Raw genomic sequence first — 17,428 nt, 5'->3', positions numbered from 1 at the left:
ATCGTCTCAATCGTTGGACATGTGATCAGGAGAGTGGCTGTAGTGACCACCGAACTGCGTCGTCTGCGCAACTACATCGGCGGGGAGTTCAAGGACGCCGCCGACGGGCGGACCACCGAGGTGGTCAACCCCGCCACCGGCGAGGCGTACGCCACCGCACCGCTGTCCGGTCAGGCCGACGTGGACGCGGCCATGGCCGCGGCCGCCGCGGCCTTCCCGGGCTGGCGCGACACCACCCCCGCGGAGCGGCAGAAGGCCCTGCTCAAGATCGCGGACGCCTTCGAGGCGCGCGCGGACGAACTCGTGGCCGCCGAGTCGGAGAACACCGGCAAGCCGCTGGGCCTCACGGCCAGCGAGGAGCTGCCGCCGATGGTGGACCAGATCCGCTTCTTCGCGGGTGCGGCCCGACTGCTGGAGGGCCGCTCGGCCGGCGAGTACATGGACGGGATGACCTCGATCGTCCGCCGTGAGCCGGTCGGCGTCTGTGCCCAGGTCGCGCCGTGGAACTACCCGATGATGATGGCCGTGTGGAAGTTCGCCCCGGCGATCGCCGCGGGCAACACCGTGGTGCTCAAGCCCTCGGACACCACCCCGGCCTCCACCGTGCTGATGGCCGAGATCATCGACTCGGTCCTGCCCAAGGGCGTCTTCAACGTCGTCTGCGGCGACCGCGAGACCGGCAAGGCCATGGTGGAGCACTCCACCCCGGCCATGGCCTCCATCACCGGCTCGGTACGCGCCGGCATGCAGGTCGCCGAGAGCGCCTCGAAGGACGTCAAGCGCGTCCACCTGGAGCTCGGCGGCAAGGCCCCCGTCGTGGTCTTCGAAGACGCCGACCTGGCCAAGGCCGTCGAGGACATCGCGGTCGCCGGCTACTTCAACGCCGGTCAGGACTGCACCGCCGCCACCCGCGTGCTGGTGCACGAGTCGATCCACGACGAGTTCGTGGCCGCCCTCGCCAAGGCCGCCTCGGACACCAAGACCGGGCAGCCGGACGACGAGGACGTGCTGTACGGGCCGCTCAACAACCCGAACCAGCTCAAGCAGGTCGCCGGCTTCATCGAGCGCCTCCCTGCCCACGCCAAGGTCGAGGCGGGCGGCCACCGGGTCGGCGAGAAGGGCTACTTCTACGCCCCGACCGTGGTCTCCGGGCTGAAGCAGGACGACGAGATCATCCAGAACGAGGTCTTCGGTCCCGTCATCACCGTGCAGTCCTTCACGGACGAGGCCCAGGCCCTGGAGTACGCGAACGGAGTCGAGTTCGCCCTCGCCTCCTCGGTGTGGACCAAGAACCACGGCCGCGCGATGCGCATGTCCAAGAACCTCGACTTCGGCTGCGTGTGGATCAACACCCACATCCCGCTCGTCGCCGAGATGCCCCACGGCGGTTTCAAGAAGTCCGGCTACGGCAAGGACCTCTCCGCCTACGGCTTCGAGGACTACACCCGCATCAAGCACGTCATGACCTCGCTCGACGGCTGACCTCTCGCCGCGGCGATCGCACTGATCAGCGCACAGCGCTGAAGGGGCGGGCAGTAGACACGTTGTCTATTGTCCGCCCCTTCGCGTTGCCCGAGGCTGTGGCCATGCCTGAACTCGCCTTCTCCCGGCGCTCGGCGCTGCGCGGCCTCGGCGCCGTGGTCCTGCCGGCCGCGCTCACCGCCTGCGGGGTCCCTGCCGCCTTCGTCCCCGAGGACCGGCGGGAGGGGCCGGACCGATCCGCCCGGGACCGGAGCCTCGCCTTCTCCAACTGGCCGCTCTACATCGACACCGACGAGGAGGACGAGGCGCGCCGGCCGACGCTGGACGAGTTCTCGGAGAAGACCGGCATCGAGGTCCGGTACACCGAGGAGATCAACGACAACGACGAGTTCTTCGGCAAGATCAGTCCGGCGCTCATGAACCACCAGGAGACCGGCCACGACCTCGTGGTGGTCAGCGACTGGATGGCCGCCCGCTTCGTCCACCTGGGCTGGGCCCAGAAGATGGACCGCTCGGCCCAGTCGAACGTGGCCAAGTACCTCGATCCCCAGCTCCGTTCCCCCGCCTTCGACGAGGGCCGGCTGCACACCGTCCCCTGGCAGTCGGGCATCACAGGCATCGCCTACAACCGCAAGGCCCTGGGCCGGGAGCTCAAGTCCGTCAAGGACCTCTGGCAGCCCGATCTCGCCGGCAAGGTGACGCTCTTCTCCGGGCTCGACGAGTCCTTCGCCCTGCTGATGCAGGGCGACGGCGTGGACGTCACCCGCTGGACCGAGACGGACTTCCACCGCATGTGCGACCAGGTCGAGCGCATGGTGCGCAAGAGGCACATCCGCCGCTTCACCGGCAACGACTACACCTCCGACCTGAGCAAGGGCGACGTCCTCGCCTGTCAGGCCTATTCCGGCGACGTCATCCAACTCCAGGCCGACAACCCCGACATCGAGTTCGTGGTGCCCGAGGAAGGAGCCGAGCTCTGGGCCGAGAGCCTGCTCGTTCCCAACCTGGCGCGACACAAGGCCAACGCCGAGGCCCTCGTGGACCACTACTACGACCCGGCGGTGGCCGCCCGACTCGCGGCGTCCGTCAACTACGTCTGCCCGGTCCCGGCCGCCCGAGAGGTGCTGGCGGGCTCCGATGACAAGGAGACGGCGGAACTGGCGGAGAACCCGCTGATCTTCCCCGACGACGAGATGCGCGAGCGCCTCGTCGTGGCCCGGGACATCTCCTCGGTGGAACGGCGCTCCTTCGCCAAGCGCTGGAACGCCATCGTCGGTCTCTGAGGCCCTCGTCGGTTCTCCGAGGCCATCGGCGGTCTCTGACGAGGATGTCCGCGATCGACCGTCGTCCGCCTCGTCCGCCTCGGCCGGTCTCCGCCCGGGGCGCGTTCGCCGGGGGCCGCCTCCTACTCGGTGAAGGCGGCCATCACCACGCCGAGGGCCACCGGGTTCGTGTCCGGTCCCTTGGCGTCCGTGGAGTTGACCGAGTAGACGAGGGTGCGGGAGAGGTCGCGGGTCGCGCCCATCCCCGTGGTGTAGCCGTGCCGGCCACCGGTCTTGCCCCAGGCCTCCGTGCCGTCCGGCAGGACGATCCTCGACATCCCCGCGGTCAGGACGGCCTTCTTCCCGGTGACGAAGTCGTCCACCGCGGGGACCGTGAACATCTCCTCCAGCCGGGCTCTCGGCACGATCCGGCCGCTGAACAGGGCGACGGTGAAGCGCTCCAGATCGGCGGTCGTCGAGATGATGTCGCCGGCCGCCCACCGGTCGGAGCTGTTCCACACCGAGACGTCCCGCAGTTCCCTCGTGCCGTCCGGCCGCGGCACCGCCTGGTAGCCGTGGTTGTGGGGACCCTGGATCCGCGTCTGTGTCCGCCCCGGGAACGATGTCCCACCCAGCCCCAGCGGCCGCAGGATCCGCTGGGCGACCGAGGACTCGTACGAGGTGCCCGTCACCTTCTCGATCAGCACGCCCAGCACCGTGTAGTTGATGTTCAGGTAGTGCTGGGCCTCGCCCGGATCGAACTCCTGCCCCTTCGCCAGGGCGTTGGCGATCTGCTCGCGCGGATCGGTCACGTCGAAGCGGTGCTCCCACTGGGCCTCGAAGGAATCGCCCGGCCCGTCGGCCGCCCGGATGCCGCTCGTGTGGTTCAGCAGCTGGCGCACCGTGGGGTCGGCCTTGAAGGCCTCGGGAAAGGCCGCCGGCAGGTACCGCCGCACCGGGGCGTCCAGATCGACCCTGCCCTCGGCGGCCAACTGGAGCACCACCGCCGCCGTGAAGGTCTTGGTCACCGAACCGGCCCGGAAGCGGCCCTGCTCCAGGGCCGCACGACCGGTGCGCACGTCCGCCACGCCCGCGGCGCCCCGCCAACCGCCGCTCGCGCCGCCGACCCGGACCAGGGCGGCCGTCGCGTCCTTGCCGCCCGCTCCGACGCCGGCGAGGGCGGCGCGCAGCGCCACCGCGTCGGGCGGCGTGGCGATGGTGGGAGCCGTGGGAGCCGTGGGAGCCGTGGGGCCCGTGCGGGCCGCCGGCGCGCCCACCGCCGTGCTCGCCGATGGAGGCGGCGGCGCGGAGTGGGCGACGGCCGGGCCGCCCGCGACCCCCAGCACCAGGGCTGTCGCGATCGCCGTGCGAATCGTTGCGTTCATGGTGGGATCCCCCCGTCGAGTCCCGGGGCGACCTCCACCCCGATGACCTCAATGTTGCTGGTCACAGGGGTGGTAGCGGATCCCCGACAAGAGGGGTTTTCCGCGGTACGACAACTCACCGCCGAGAGGGAGGACGGCGCCGCCGACTCACTCTCCGGAGGGAGATACCCCGGCGGGGGAGACCGCGGCGCGGGACTGGCTTCCCGCCGCGATCAGGCCTGTCTCGTAGGCACAGATCACCGCCTGGATCCGGTCCCGCAGCCCCAACTTCGCCAGCACGTTCCCCACATGGGACTTCACCGTGTGCTCGCTGACCGTCAGCGCCCCCGCGATCTCCGCGTTGGACAGCCCCCGCCCCAGGTGCAGCAGCGTCTCCCGCTCCCGCGCCGTCAGCACTCCCAACCGCTCGGCCGACAGGGCGGACCCGGCCGCCGGTCGCGCCGTCACCGCCGTGTACTCCTCGATCAGACGCCGCGCCACCGAAGGCGCGAGCAGGGACTCGCCGGCCGCCACCACCCGCACGGCGTGCACCAGATCGTCCCGCCGCACGTCCTTCAACAGGAACCCGCTCGCGCCGGCGTGCAGGGCTTCGTAGACGTACTCGTCGGAGTCGAACGTCGTCAGCATCACCGTCCGGCACCCGGTCTCCGCCGTGATCGTCCGACACGCCTCGATGCCGTCCAGCACCGGCATCCGCACGTCCAACAGCGCCACGTCCGGCCGCAGGTCCCGCACCGCCGTCACCGCCGCCGCGCCGTCGCCGACCTCGGCCACGACCTCGATGTCCTCCTGCACGTCCAGGATCATCGCGAAGCCGCTGCGCACCAGTTCCTGGTCGTCGGCCACCACCACACGGATCGTCAACTTCCCACCTCCAGGGCGGACGTTACAAGGACCACCCGCACCCGGAACCCCCGGCCGTCCGCGCCCGGACCGGACTCGACGGTTCCGCCGTGGGCGGCGGCGCGCTCCCGGATGCCGATCAGCCCGTGCCCGCCCGGGGAGCCGTCGGAGCCCCGCCCGTCGTCCGTCACCTCCACCGCGAGGTCCCCCGACCCGTACTCCAGACGTACGGCCGCAGTCGAGGCCCCGGCGTGCCGGACCACGTTCGTCAGGGCCTCCTGGACCACCCGGTACACCGTCGCCTCCAGCGCGGCGGGCAGCGGACGCACCGCGCCGGTCCGCTCGTACGAGACGGTGGGCCCGCTGCCGCGTACCCGGTCCAGCAGTCCGGCCAGTTGCCCGATGCCCGGCTGCGGTCGGCGCGGCGCGACCTCGTCCGTCCGCAGCACGCCCAACATCGCGCGCAGTTGGGTCATCGCGTCGCGGCCGGTGTCCGCTATGGCGTCGAACGCGGCCTCCGCCCGCTCGGGCGCCCGCCGTACCGCCACCGGACCGGCCTCCGCCTGCACGATCATGATGCTGACCGCGTGCGAGAGGACGTCGTGCATCTCCCGTGCGATCCGGGCCCGTTCCCGGGCCGCGGCCTGCTCCGCCTCGATCAGGTTCGCCCGCTCCAGCTCGGCGGCCCGTTCCTCGACGGCCCGCGTGTACGCCTGCCGGGTGACCTGGAGCCGGCCCAGCGCGTAGGCGGCGGCCGAGACGAAGAGGGTGAACAGCAACTCCCGCATGGTCCCGGTGTTCCGGCCCACCGACACGACGATCACCACGACCGTCAGCAGTGCGACGAGCAGGCGCACCCGGGCCGTGCACAGCAGGGCCACCGTGTAGTAGGCGATCAGCCCCGCGTACGGCAGCGGCTGGCCGGGCCCGTCCAGCGCGAGTTCGTAGAGGCCGCCCGCGAGCAGAACGGCGACCAACACCGTCACCGGCGCCCGGCGGCGCCAGATCAGCGGCAGCACCGCGAGCGTGGTCATCCCGTAGGAGGGCCAGTCGGCGGCCGGCAGTCCGGGATCGCGGGGCACCAGGAACGGCATGGTGACGGCCACCTGCACCAGCAGCGTCAGCCCCAGGTCCTGCCACCGCGGGTCGGCCCGGCGGACGCGTTCGCCCCAGGCCCGTATCACCGACGCCGCTCGGCCCGTACGGCCGTCAGCGCGTCCACCCGGTTCGTCGTGATCGAGTCGACCCCCGCCGCGATCAGCGTGCGCATCGACCGCTTCGTGTCGGCGGTCCACGCCGACACGAGCAGCCCGTCCCGGTGCAGGGCGTCGGTCAACTCCCGGTCGACGAGCCCGAAGCGGTAGTTGAGCCAGGCCGGGGCCACCGCGTCGATGAGCACCCGGCGGGGCGGCGACAGGGTGTTCCAGGTCAGCGCGATCTCCGCACCGGGGTCGGCGGCCCGCACCGCGAGCATCGACTTCGGGCCCGCGCAGTAGTACGTGCGGTCCCGCGCCCCGCACTCGCGGACCTGGTCCACGACCGTCCGCACCGCGTCGGCGTCCGCGCCCGGAAGGTCCACCATCACCCGGCCCGCGCCCGCCGCCATCAAGGCCTCGCGCAGCGTGGGGATCCCGCCCCGCGCCAGCTCCTTGAGCTGGGGAGCCGTGACGGCGTCGAGCCGCACGTCGTGCCCCCACAGCCGCTGGAGCGTTTCGTCGTGCAGGAGGACCGGAACCCGGTCACGGGTGAGCCGGACGTCGATCTCGACCGCATCCGCCCCCCGGGCGAAGGCGGAGCGGATCGAGTCGAGGGTGTTCTCGCGGACACGGTAGGGATCGCCGCGGTGGCCGACGGCAGTCAGGGTGCGCATGCAGCCCATTCTGCTCGGGCGTCAGGAGGCCAACCAGGTGTCGGTGTACGTGTCGATCTCCGCGGTCAGCCGCGCCTTGCCGGCCGGGTCGAGGAAGGAGGCCTCGACGGCGTTCTTGGCCAGCTGCGCCAGACCGCGCTCGTCGAGGTCGAGGAGCCGGGCGGCCACCGCGTACTCGTTGTTGAGGTCGGAGCCGAACATCGGCGGGTCGTCGCTGTTGATGGTGACGAGCACGCCCGCGGCGACCATCTCCTTGACCGGGTGCGCGTCCATGTCGGTCACCACGCGGGTCGCGATGTTCGAGGTCGGGCAGACCTCCAGCGCGATCCGGTGCTCGGCCAGGTAGGCCAGCAGCTCGGGGTCCCGGACGGAGGTCGTGCCGTGGCCGATGCGCTCGGCGCCCAGCTCCCGGATGGCGTCCCACACCGTCTCCGGTCCGGTGGACTCGCCGGCGTGCGGCACGCTGTGCAGGCCGGCCGCCCGGGCCCGGTCGAAGTACGGCTTGAACTGGGGGCGCGGAACACCGATCTCCGGACCGCCCAGGCCGAAGGAGACCAGGCCCTCGGGGCGCAGGTCGACCGCGAGGCGGGCGGTCTCGGCGGCCGCCTCCAGGCCCGCCTCGCCGGGGATGTCGAAGCACCAGCGCAGGATGACCCCGAGTTCGGCCTCGGCGTCCCTGCGGGCGTCCTCGATGGCCTCCATGAACGCCTTCTCGTCGATGCCGCGACGGGTGGAGGAGTACGGGGTGATCGTCAGCTCGGCGTAGCGGATGTTCTGCCGGGCCATGTCGCGGGCGACCTCGAAGGTCAGCGTGCGCACGTCGTCGGGGGTGCGGACCAGGTCGACGACGGACAGGTAGACCTCGATGAAGTGGGCGAAGTCCGTGAAGGTGAAGTAGTCGGCGAGCGCCTCGGGGTCCGTGGGGACCTTCGAGTCGGGGTGCCGGGAGGCGAGCTCGGCCACGATGCGCGGGGAGGCCGAGCCGACGTGGTGGACGTGGAGTTCGGCCTTGGGAAGCCCCGCGATGAAGGGGTGCAGGTCGGGCATGGGTGCCTCCGGGAGGACACGGGTTCGGGCAGGTCGGCTTCATCGTAGGCAGGCCCGGGGAGTGTCGGTGGCAGCGCTTAGCATGGCTGTACGAGAGGGGGGTGCCGTATGACCGACCAGAGCCCTGAACCGTCCGACCCGTGGGCACCGCCCGAGCGGCCGGCGGTGGACCCCGGCAAGGGGCGGGGTGCGTCGGGCGGGCCGGGGGGCCCGGGCCTGCACGACCAGCCGACGATCGCCGGCATGCCGGGCGCGACGGCCCCCGGGCCCTTCGGCGCGACCGCGCAGCCTTTTGACACCGCCGCGCAGCCTTTCGACACGGCTCCCCAAGCCTTCGGTGCGACCGCGCAGCCCTTCGGTGCGACCGCGCCGATCGACCCCGCCGGGTCCTGGGGGCAGGCTCCCGGTCCCGCGTACGGGTACCCGGCGCAGCCCGATCCCGCCGGATACGGCTACCCCGGGGGCCAGTTGCCGGGGCGGCCCGCCCCCTACACGCCCTGGGCCCCGACGCCGCCCCCGCCGAGCAACGGCCTCGCCATCACCGGGTTCGTGCTCGGCCTGCTCTCGGTCATCGCCTGCCCGACCCTGGTCGGCCCCGTCGCGCTCGGCATCGCCGGGGTCGTCTTCGGCGCGCTCGGCCGGGGCAAGGCGAACCGGGGCGAAGCCGGCAACGGCGGACTCGCGCTGGCCGGTGTCATCCTCGGTTCCGTCGGCATCGTGATCGGCGTCCTGGTGACCTTGGCCTTCTTCCTCGGACCGACCTTCGATGACGTCGACCGTTACGGGCCGTACGAGGACACCGGGGTCCAGGAGCGCATATGACCGACCGCCGCGCCCGCGGGGATCAGGGCGCGGGTGCCCGGTGGGGGAAGCGGTCGCAGTCGGTCAGACCCGCGCCGCCATCAGCAGCGTCGGCACCATGACGACCGCGTGACCGTCCGCCCCGGCCGAGCCGGCGGCGTCTTCCACGCTGTCGTCCCCACTGCCACTGCCACTGCCCCCGCGGTCGAGGTCGCCGCCGGTCCCGCGGGACAGGGGGACCCAGATCAGCCCCACCATCCGGGGGCAGTCGCACACCAGGTCCTCGTCCACCCCGAGGCGGGGCTCCCCGGGCGCGACGTCCACCCGGTAGCAGGCGGTCGGGCCGGAGGGGTAGGGCGCCTCGTACGCGAACCGCACGTCCAGGGCGCGCAGGCCGACCTCCTCGGCCACCTCGCGCCGTACCGCCTCCTCGGGTTCCTCCCCGGCCTCCAGCCCGCCGCCGGGCAGCGTCCAGTACTCCGGTCCGTCGTGCCGACCGGTCGGGCCCTTGCCCCGTTCCCGCACCATCAGCACGCAGCCGTCTCGGATGATCACCGCGGCGACCCGGCTTCGACCGGGTATGCCCGGAGCGGTCACGCGGCGTCCGTCCGCAGCCGGTCCCGGGCCTCCATGAGGGCGAAGCCGAGCAGGTTCAGCCCGCGCCACCGGGCCGGGTCGAGGGCCCGCTCGTCGTCGGCCGCCAGCCCGATGCCCCAGATCCGGTCCATCGGGCTCGCCTCCACGAGCACCCGGTTCCCGGTGCCGAGCAGGTATCCGCGCAGCGCCGGATCGGAGCCGAACTTGTGCACGCTGCCCTCCACGACCAGCGCGAACCGTTCCCGCTCCCAGACGGCGTTGTCGAAGTCGCGCACGAGGCGTCCGGCCTTCTTCGCCTCGGCCGGGGTCCCGGCTTCCAGCGCGGCGCGCTCCGCCTCCGCGTCCCCGAATATCCGGGCCTTGCCGGCCATCATCCAGTGCTCGGCGGTGGCGTACCGGACCTCACCCACAGTGAAAGCGGAAGGCCACCACTGGCTGAGGCAGCTCGGGCCGAGCGTCCCGTCCGGGCGCGGTCGGTGCCCCCAGAACGGCAGAAACTTGAGCCGTTCACCCCGGCTGACCTGCTTGATCAATGCGTCGATCATCTCCATGCACGCGAGTCTGGCAGTCGCCACGGACACTTCGTACGGGTTTTCCGGCGTGCCTCGACACATGGTCGACCGATTCCGTCGCGTAATCAAAAGGCAACAACGGAATCACTTGGCCGAGGCCCCTGCCTCTGTCAGGATCGGCACTCAATTCGGGCTGTAGTCCGAGCTGTAGCTACGGAGAGCGTGAGAGCGTGATGGGCAACCGCTTCCAGGTCAAGGACCGCTTCGCGGACGGCGCGCAGTACATCGACGGCAGGCTCAGGGCCGGCACCTCCGGGCAATCACACACCGTGATCGACCCGGCCACCGGCGACGAGGTCCTCACCTACGAACTCGCGGGCACCGCGGACGTGGACGAGGCCGTGGCCGCCGCCAAGAGGGCCTTCCCGGGCTGGTCCGCCGCCACCCCCGGGGAGCGCTCGGACGCGCTGCACCGGCTGGCCGCCGTACTGGCCGAGCAGGCCGACGACTTCGCCTACGCCGAGTCGATCCAGTGCGGCAAGCCGCTCAAGCTGTCCACGGAGTTCGACGTACCGGGGACCATCGACAACACCGCCTTCTTCGCGGGCGCCGCCCGCCACCTCCAGGGGCAGGCCGCCGCCGAGTACTCCGGCGACCACACCTCCTACGTGCGCCGCGAGGCCATCGGGGTGGTCGGCTCCATCGCCCCCTGGAACTATCCGCTCCAGATGGCCGCCTGGAAGATCCTCCCGGCCATCGCCGCGGGCAACACCATCGTGTTGAAGCCCGCCGAGCTGACCCCGCTGACCTCCCTGATGTTCGCCCAGGCGGCCAAGGACGCGGGCCTGCCCGACGGAGTGATCAACATCGTCACCGGCGCCGGCCGGGAGGCGGGGGAGCACCTCGTGGGGCACCCGGACGTGGTCATGACCTCGTTCACCGGTTCGACCGCCGTCGGCAAGCGGGTCGCCGAGATCGCCACCGCCACCGTCAAGCGGCTCCACCTGGAGCTCGGCGGGAAGGCCCCCTTCCTCGTCTTCGACGACGCCGACCTGGAGGCCGCCGCGCACGGCGCCGTCGCCGCCTCCCTCATCAACACCGGCCAGGACTGCACGGCTGCCACCCGCGCGTACGTCCAGCGCCCCCTGCACGACGCCTTCGTCGCGCGGGTCGCCGAGCTGATGGAGACCGTCCGCGTCGGAGACCCCTTCGCGCCCACCACGGACCTCGGTCCGCTGGTCTCGCACGCGCAGCGCGACCGGGTCGCCGGGTTCGTCGAGCGCGCCCGCTCCTACGCCACGGTCGTCACCGGCGGCGAGAGCCCCGGGGGAGACCTGGCCGGCGGGGCGTACTACCGGCCGACCCTGATCTCCGGCGCGGCCCAGGACAGCGAGGTCGTCCAGTCCGAGATCTTCGGTCCGGTCCTCGTGGTCCTGCCGTTCGACACCGACGACGAGGGCCTCGCGCTGGCCAACGACACCCCGTACGGACTCGCGGCCTCCGCCTGGAGCCGGGACGTCTACCGGGCCAACCGGGCCACCCGCGAGCTCAAGGCGGGTTGCGTCTGGGTCAACGACCACATCCCGATCATCAGCGAGATGCCTCACGGGGGCTACAAGGCCAGTGGCTTCGGAAAGGACATGAGCGCCTACTCCTTCGAGGAGTACACGCAGGTCAAGCATGTGATGTACGACAACACCGCGGTCGCCGCGAAGGACTGGCACCGCACGATCTTCGGGGACCGATAGTCACGACGCCGCCGCCGGCGGCCCTGCCACCCGAAAGGGCACAGTCCATGGAGCAGTTCGAGCCCGAGCGTCTCTCGGCGCCGCAACTCAACGCGATACGGCGCAGCCTCACCAGCGGGCGCGGCGCCCTCACCCGCCGTTCGCTGTTGCGCGCCTCCGGTGTCGGGGCGCTCACCCTCGGCGGCCTGTCGGCCCTGAGCGGTTGCGGGATCCCGCCCGCCCAACGGCAGGACGGCACGGCGGCGGCGTCCGACGACCGCTCGGAACAGGAGAAGGAGATCAACTTCTCCAACTGGACCGAGTACATGGACACCAGCGACGACGAGAAGAGCCGTCCCACCCTGGAGGAGTTCGCCAAGCGGACCGGGATCAAGGTCAAGTACACCGAGGACATCAACGACAACGTCGAGTTCTTCGGCAAGGTCCGCCCGCAGCTCGCGGCCGGCCAGGACACCGGCCGCGACCTGATCGTCGTCACCGACTGGCTCGCCGCGCGCATCATCAGACTCGGCTGGGCGCAGAAGCTGGATCCCGCCCGCCTCCCGCACGCCTACGCCAACCTGTCCCCGCAGTTCCGCAGCCCCGACTGGGACCCGGGCCGCTCCCACAGCTACCCGTGGACCGGCATCTCCACCGTCATCGCCTACAACTCCAAGGCCACCGGCGGCAAGACGGTCGACTCCGTCACCCAGCTGCTCGACGACCCCACCCTCAAGGGGCGGGTCGGCTTCCTGACGGAGATGCGCGACAGCGTCGGCATGACCCTCCTCGACCAGGGCAAGGACCCGGCGAACTTCACCACGGCCGACTACGACCAGGCCATCGGCCGACTCCAGAAGGGCGTCGACAAGAAGCAGATCCGGCGCTTCACCGGCAACGACTACACCGCCGACCTCGACAAGGGCGACCTCGCCGCCTGCCTCGCCTGGGCGGGCGACGTCATCCAGCTGCAGGCCGGAAACCCGGACATCAAGTACGCGATCCCGGCGGCCGGGTACATCACCTCCAGCGACAACCTGCTGGTCCCCGCCAAGGCCCGGCACAAGGCCAACGCGGAGCGGCTCATCGACTACTACTACGAGCTCCCGGTCGCCGCCCGACTGGCCGCCTACATCAGCTACGTCTGCCCGGTCGAGGGCGTCAAGGACGAGCTGGCGAAGATCGATCCCGAGCTCGCGGAGAACACCCTGATCGTCCCGGACAAGGCGATGACCGCCAAGTCCCACGCCTTCCGCTCCCTCAGCTCCGAGGAAGAGACGGCGTACGAGGAGAAGTTCGCCAAGCTCATCGGCGCCTGACGGCCCCCGCCGCCCCCTCGGCACAGGACCGGCACGCACCCACGGCGGCGCCGGCACCCCCGCGTACCGGCCGCCGCCGGCACCCGCGATTCCCGCACCCTTCCGAATACCACCACCGAAGGCCGCGACCCATGACTGACAAGACCGCGGGCGGCGACGTCCGCCTCGCCGGGATCAGCAAGCACTACGGCTCCTTCACCGCCGTGCATCCGCTGGACCTCACCATCCCCCAGGGCTCCTTCTTCGCGCTGCTCGGCGCCTCGGGCTGCGGGAAGACCACCACCCTGCGCATGATCGCCGGACTGGAGGAGCCCTCCACCGGCACCGTCAGCCTCGGCGAGCGCGAGGTCACCGACCTGCCGCCTTACAAGCGCCCGGTCAACACCGTCTTCCAGAGCTATGCGCTCTTCCCGCACCTCGACGTCTCCGAGAACGTCGCCTTCGGGCTGCGCCGACGCGGCATCAAGTCCGTCAAGAAGCAGGTCGACGAGATGCTGGAGCTGGTCCAGCTGGGCCAGTTCGCCGGGCGCAAGCCGCACCAGCTGTCCGGAGGCCAGCAGCAGCGCGTGGCGGTCGCCCGCGCGCTCATCAACCACCCCCAGGTGCTGCTCCTCGACGAACCCCTCGGCGCCCTCGACCTCAAACTGCGCCGCCAGATGCAGCTGGAGCTCAAGCGGATCCAGACCGAGGTCGGCATCACCTTCGTGCACGTCACGCACGACCAGGAGGAGGCCATGACCATGGCCGACACGGTCGCGGTGATGAACGGCGGCCGCGTCGAGCAGCTCGGCGCCCCCGCCGAGTTGTACGAGAACCCGAAGACCACCTTCGTCGCGAACTTCCTCGGCACCTCCAACCTCATCGAGGCCGAGGTGCTGGAAGCCGGCTCCGCGGACATCGTCGTGTCGAGCGCCGGCACCAAGCTCCGGCTGCCCGGCGCGCGATGTTCGACCACACCCCGCGCCGGCGAGAAGCTGCTGGTCGGGGTGCGTCCCGAGAAGATCTCCCTGGTGCCCGCGGACGAGGAACACACCATCGGCGCCGGCCGGAACAAGGTCGCGGGCCGAATAGCGGACTCCTCCTTCATCGGGGTGTCCACCCAGTACGTCATCGACAGCCGGGTCTGCCCCGAGCTGGAGGTGTACGCGCAGAACATCGAACGCGACGCCCGCCTGGTCCCGGGCGCCGAGGTGATCCTGCACTGGAACCCGGCGCACACCTTCGGCCTCGACGCCGCCCAGGACATCGACGCGGGAATCGAGACGGTCGAGGAGTCCGCGTGACCACCACCGTCGCGCCGCCCCAGGCGCCCGCCCCGACCGAGCCCCCGGTCCACAAGCCGTCGCTGCGCAAGCGCCTGATCCCGTACTGGCTGCTGCTGCCGGGCATCCTGTGGCTGCTGGTGTTCTTCGTGCTGCCGATGGTCTACCAGGCCTCGACCTCGGTGCAGACGGGCTCCCTCGAAGAGGGCTTCCAGGTCACCTGGCACTTCCAGACGTACTGGGACGCCTTCGCGGACTACCTCCCGCAGTTCCTGCGCTCCCTGCTGTACGCCGGTACCGCGACCGTCCTGTGCCTGCTGCTCGGGTACCCGCTGGCCTATCTGATCGCCTTCAAGGCGGGCCGGTGGAGAAACCTCCTCCTGGTGCTGGTGATCGCCCCGTTCTTCACCAGCTTCCTGATCCGCACCCTGGCCTGGAAGACGATCCTGGCCGACGGCGGCCCGGTGGTGGACGTCCTCAACGGGGTCGGCTTCCTGGACGTCACCAGCTGGCTGGGCATGACCGAGGGCGACCGGGTGTTGGCCACGCCGCTCGCGGTCGTCTGCGGTCTGACGTACAACTTCCTCCCCTTCATGATCCTTCCGCTCTACACCTCCCTGGAGCGGATCGACACCCGCCTCCACGAGGCCGCCGGAGACCTCTACGCCCGCCCCGCCACGGTCTTCCGCAAGGTGACCTTCCCGCTCTCCATGCCGGGCGTGGTCTCCGGAACCCTGCTCACCTTCATCCCCGCGAGCGGCGACTACGTCAACGCGGAACTGCTCGGCTCCACGGACACCCGGATGATCGGCAACGTCATCCAGTCGCAGTACCTGCGGATCCTCGATTACCCGACGGCGGCCGCGCTGTCCTTCATCCTCATGGCCATCGTGCTGATCATGGTCACCATCTACATCCGCCGAGCGGGGACGGAGGACCTGGTCTGATGCGCACCACCACGTGGCTCCGCCGCAACCTCGTCGTGATCGCGGGCCTCGGCACGCTCGCCTACCTGATCCTGCCGAACATCGTCGTCACCGTCTTCTCCTTCAACAACCCGGCCGGCCGGTTCAACTACGCCTGGCAGGAGTTCTCCCTCGACGCCTGGAAGGACCCCTGTGGCGTCGCCGACCTGTGCGGCTCGCTCTCGCTGTCGCTCCAGATCGCGCTCTGGTCCACCCTCGCCGCGACCTGCCTCGGCACGGCCATCGCCTTCGCGATGGTCCGCTACCGCTTCCGGGGGCGCGGCGCCGTCAACTCGCTGATCTTCCTGCCCATGGCCATGCCCGAGATCGTGATGGCGGCCTCGCTGCTCGCCCTCTTCCTCAACATGGGCATCCAGCTGGGCTTCTGGACGATCCTCATCGCCCACATCATGTTCTGCCTCAGCTTCGTCGTCGCCGCCGTCAAGGCGCGCGTCCTGTCGATGGACCCGCGACTGGAGGAGGCCGCCCGCGACCTCTACGCGGGCCCGGTGCAGACCTTCCTGCGGGTCACCCTGCCCATCGCGGCCCCCGGGATCGCCGCGGGCGCGCTGCTGTCCTTCGCGCTCTCGTTCGACGACTTCATCATCACCAACTTCAACTCGGGCAACACCGTCACCTTCCCCATGTTCGTGTGGGGATCGGCCCAACGCGGTACGCCCGTGCAGATCAACGTCATCGGCACGGCGATGTTCGTCATCGCGGTGCTGGTGGTGCTCACCGGCCAGATGGTCGGGAACCGCCGCAAGAAGGCACAGCCCAAGTAACTCTGTAGGGAGTTGGAAGCCATGGCCCCAGTCGCCATGCGAAGCGTTGCTCAATCACTTTCCGAAGCACTGCCGGTCTCGTACTGGCTGGACGACCCCGGCAAGCCGGCCGCGCTGCCGGCGCTGACCTCCGACGAGGCCTGCGACCTGCTGGTCATCGGCGGCGGGTACAGCGGCCTGTGGACCGCGCTGATCGCCAAGGAGCGCGACCCCACGCGGGACGTCGTCCTGATCGAGTCCAAGGAGGCGGGCTGGGCCGCCTCCGGCCGCAACGGCGGCTTCTGCGCCGCCTCCCTCACCCACGGCCTCGCCAACGGCATGGCCCGCTGGCCCGGCGAACTCGCCAAGCTGGAGGAGATGGGCGCCCGCAACCTCGACGAGATCGAGGCGGCGGTCGCCCGGTACGGCATCGACTGCGACTTCGAGCGGACCGGCGAGATCGACGTCGCCACCGAGCCCCACCAGGTCGAGGAACTGCGCGAACTCCACGAGGAGGCACAGAAGCTGGGCCTGGCGGGCGGGGCGCGCTGGCTCGACCGCGACGAGGTGCGCGCCGAGGTGGACTCGCCGACCTTCCTCGCGGGTCTGTGGGACACCGACGGGGTGGCGATGCTCAACCCCGCCAAGCTCGCGTGGGGCCTGAAGAAGGCCTGCACGGACCTGGGCGTACGGATCTACGAGAACACCCGCGGCCTCTCCCTGGCACCCTCGGGCGCCGGGATGGCCGTCCGCACCCCCTACGGCCGGGTCTTCGCCCGCCGGGTGGCCCTGGGCACCAACATCTTCCCCTCGCTGGTCAAGCGGATCCGACCCCTCACGGTCCCGGTGTACGACTACGCGCTGATGACCGAGCCGCTCACGGCCGACCAGCTGAAGGCCATCGGCTGGACGAACCGGCAGGGCCTGGGCGACAGCGCCAACCAGTTTCACTACTTCCGCATCACCCCGGAGAACCGCATCCTGTGGGGCGGCTACGACGCCATCTACCCCTACCGCGGACGGCTCGACTCCGAGTACGACGACCGTCCCGAGACCTATCTGAAGCTCGCGCAGCACTTCTTCACGGCGTTCCCGCAGCTGGAGGGCGTGAAGTTCAGCCACGCCTGGGGCGGGGCGATCGACACCTGCTCGCGCTTCTCCGCCTTCTTCGGCACCGCGCACTCCGGCAAGGTCGCCTACGCGGCCGGCTTCACCGGACTCGGGGTGGGGGCCACCCGCTTCGGCGCCGACGTGATGCTGGACCTGCTCGACGGCGCCACCACGGAGCGCACCGAGCTGGAGATGGTGAAGTCGAAGCCGCTGCCGTTCCCGCCGGAGCCGTTCGCCTGGACCGGAATCACGCTGACGAAGTGGTCGCTGGCCCGAGCGGACGCCCGCGGCGGACGGCGGAACCTGTGGCTCAAGGCACTGGACCGCCTCGGCCTGGGCTTCGACAGCTGAACCGCCGGCGGCCCCGGGCCGTCGACCCGCTGATCGGGTTGTCGGTTGATCGAGGTCCGCACGCCCGGCGCACGCGTCGATCGACATGTGACCCGCTTCACTGCCACGGGGTAACGAAACCCGCGTCATAG

At 70.8% G+C, this 17,428-nt stretch carries 16 protein-coding genes; 9 read left to right on the top strand and 7 right to left on the bottom strand.

From position 1 onward, the window contains the following. The first annotated feature begins 42 nt into the window (after nt 1-42). A complete protein-coding gene (locus OTB19_RS09400) occupies nt 43-1,482 on the top strand; it encodes a gamma-aminobutyraldehyde dehydrogenase (RefSeq protein WP_053675188.1) in 1,440 nt (479 codons plus the stop codon). 104 nt (nt 1,483-1,586) lie between these two features. Then, nucleotides 1,587-2,765 (top strand): ABC transporter substrate-binding protein, encoded by a 1,179-nt coding sequence (locus OTB19_RS09395; protein ID WP_267797579.1) that lies wholly within the window; start codon nt 1,587-1,589, stop codon nt 2,763-2,765. A gap of 122 nt (nt 2,766-2,887) precedes the next feature. Here OTB19_RS09395 and OTB19_RS09390 read toward each other — a convergent pair whose 3' ends face one another. The 5 genes from OTB19_RS09390 to OTB19_RS09370 all read right to left on the bottom strand — a co-directional run bounded on the left by OTB19_RS09390 (nt 2,888) and on the right by OTB19_RS09370 (nt 7,889). Then, nucleotides 2,888-4,129, bottom strand: coding sequence for a serine hydrolase domain-containing protein (locus OTB19_RS09390; protein WP_267797578.1), 1,242 nt, complete (start codon nt 4,127-4,129; stop codon nt 2,888-2,890). Nucleotides 4,130-4,276: 147 nt separating this feature from the next. Further along, nucleotides 4,277-4,993, bottom strand: a complete 717-nt coding sequence (locus tag OTB19_RS09385; protein ID WP_267797577.1) for a response regulator transcription factor — start codon at nt 4,991-4,993, stop codon at nt 4,277-4,279. Then, a complete protein-coding gene (locus OTB19_RS09380) occupies nt 4,990-6,156 on the bottom strand; it encodes a sensor histidine kinase (protein ID WP_420716815.1) in 1,167 nt (388 codons plus the stop codon). The genes OTB19_RS09385 and OTB19_RS09380 overlap by 4 nt, the downstream gene beginning before the upstream one ends. Continuing rightward, nucleotides 6,153-6,842 (bottom strand): glycerophosphodiester phosphodiesterase, encoded by a 690-nt coding sequence (locus tag OTB19_RS09375; protein ID WP_267797576.1) that lies wholly within the window; start codon nt 6,840-6,842, stop codon nt 6,153-6,155. The genes OTB19_RS09380 and OTB19_RS09375 overlap by 4 nt, the downstream gene beginning before the upstream one ends. Nucleotides 6,843-6,863: 21 nt before the next feature. Beyond that, nucleotides 6,864-7,889, bottom strand: coding sequence for an adenosine deaminase (locus tag OTB19_RS09370; protein ID WP_267797575.1), 1,026 nt, complete (start codon nt 7,887-7,889; stop codon nt 6,864-6,866). A 108-nt stretch (nt 7,890-7,997) separates the two neighbouring features. Between OTB19_RS09370 and OTB19_RS09365 the strand changes: the two genes are divergently transcribed. Then, nucleotides 7,998-8,711, top strand: a complete 714-nt coding sequence (locus OTB19_RS09365) for a DUF4190 domain-containing protein (RefSeq protein WP_267797574.1) — start codon at nt 7,998-8,000, stop codon at nt 8,709-8,711. A gap of 63 nt (nt 8,712-8,774) precedes the next feature. Here OTB19_RS09365 and OTB19_RS09360 read toward each other — a convergent pair whose 3' ends face one another. Both OTB19_RS09360 and OTB19_RS09355 read right to left on the bottom strand, forming a co-directional pair. After that, nucleotides 8,775-9,245, bottom strand: a complete 471-nt coding sequence (locus OTB19_RS09360) for an NUDIX hydrolase (RefSeq protein ID WP_324290511.1) — start codon at nt 9,243-9,245, stop codon at nt 8,775-8,777. A gap of 38 nt (nt 9,246-9,283) precedes the next feature. After that, on the bottom strand, nt 9,284-9,838 hold the full coding sequence (locus OTB19_RS09355) for an NADAR family protein (protein ID WP_267797572.1): 555 nt from the start codon (nt 9,836-9,838) through the stop codon (nt 9,284-9,286). Between the two features lie 194 nt (nt 9,839-10,032). Between OTB19_RS09355 and OTB19_RS09350 the strand changes: the two genes are divergently transcribed. From OTB19_RS09350 to OTB19_RS09325, 6 genes are all read left to right on the top strand, one after another. After that, on the top strand, nt 10,033-11,547 hold the full coding sequence (locus OTB19_RS09350; RefSeq protein WP_267797640.1) for a gamma-aminobutyraldehyde dehydrogenase: 1,515 nt from the start codon (nt 10,033-10,035) through the stop codon (nt 11,545-11,547). Between the two features lie 47 nt (nt 11,548-11,594). Continuing rightward, nucleotides 11,595-12,845 (top strand): polyamine ABC transporter substrate-binding protein, encoded by a 1,251-nt coding sequence (locus tag OTB19_RS09345; protein WP_053675203.1) that lies wholly within the window; start codon nt 11,595-11,597, stop codon nt 12,843-12,845. 131 nt (nt 12,846-12,976) lie between these two features. Further along, nucleotides 12,977-14,128, top strand: a complete 1,152-nt coding sequence (locus OTB19_RS09340) for an ABC transporter ATP-binding protein (RefSeq protein WP_053675205.1) — start codon at nt 12,977-12,979, stop codon at nt 14,126-14,128. Beyond that, complete coding sequence (locus OTB19_RS09335) at nt 14,125-15,054, top strand: ABC transporter permease (protein WP_053675207.1); 930 nt, start codon at nt 14,125-14,127, stop codon at nt 15,052-15,054. The genes OTB19_RS09340 and OTB19_RS09335 overlap by 4 nt, the downstream gene beginning before the upstream one ends. After that, nucleotides 15,054-15,857, top strand: coding sequence for an ABC transporter permease (locus tag OTB19_RS09330; RefSeq protein WP_267797571.1), 804 nt, complete (start codon nt 15,054-15,056; stop codon nt 15,855-15,857). The genes OTB19_RS09335 and OTB19_RS09330 overlap by 1 nt, the downstream gene beginning before the upstream one ends. 21 nt (nt 15,858-15,878) lie before the next feature. Beyond that, nucleotides 15,879-17,297, top strand: a complete 1,419-nt coding sequence (locus OTB19_RS09325) for an NAD(P)/FAD-dependent oxidoreductase (protein ID WP_267797570.1) — start codon at nt 15,879-15,881, stop codon at nt 17,295-17,297. The last annotated feature ends 131 nt before the right edge of the window (nt 17,298-17,428 follow it).

Source organism: Streptomyces sp. H27-H5 (genome assembly GCF_026627505.1).
Taxonomy (GTDB): domain Bacteria; phylum Actinomycetota; class Actinomycetes; order Streptomycetales; family Streptomycetaceae; genus Streptomyces.
The sequence above is the reverse complement of the archived record's forward strand: the minus strand, read 5'-3'. Positions and strand labels throughout refer to the sequence as shown.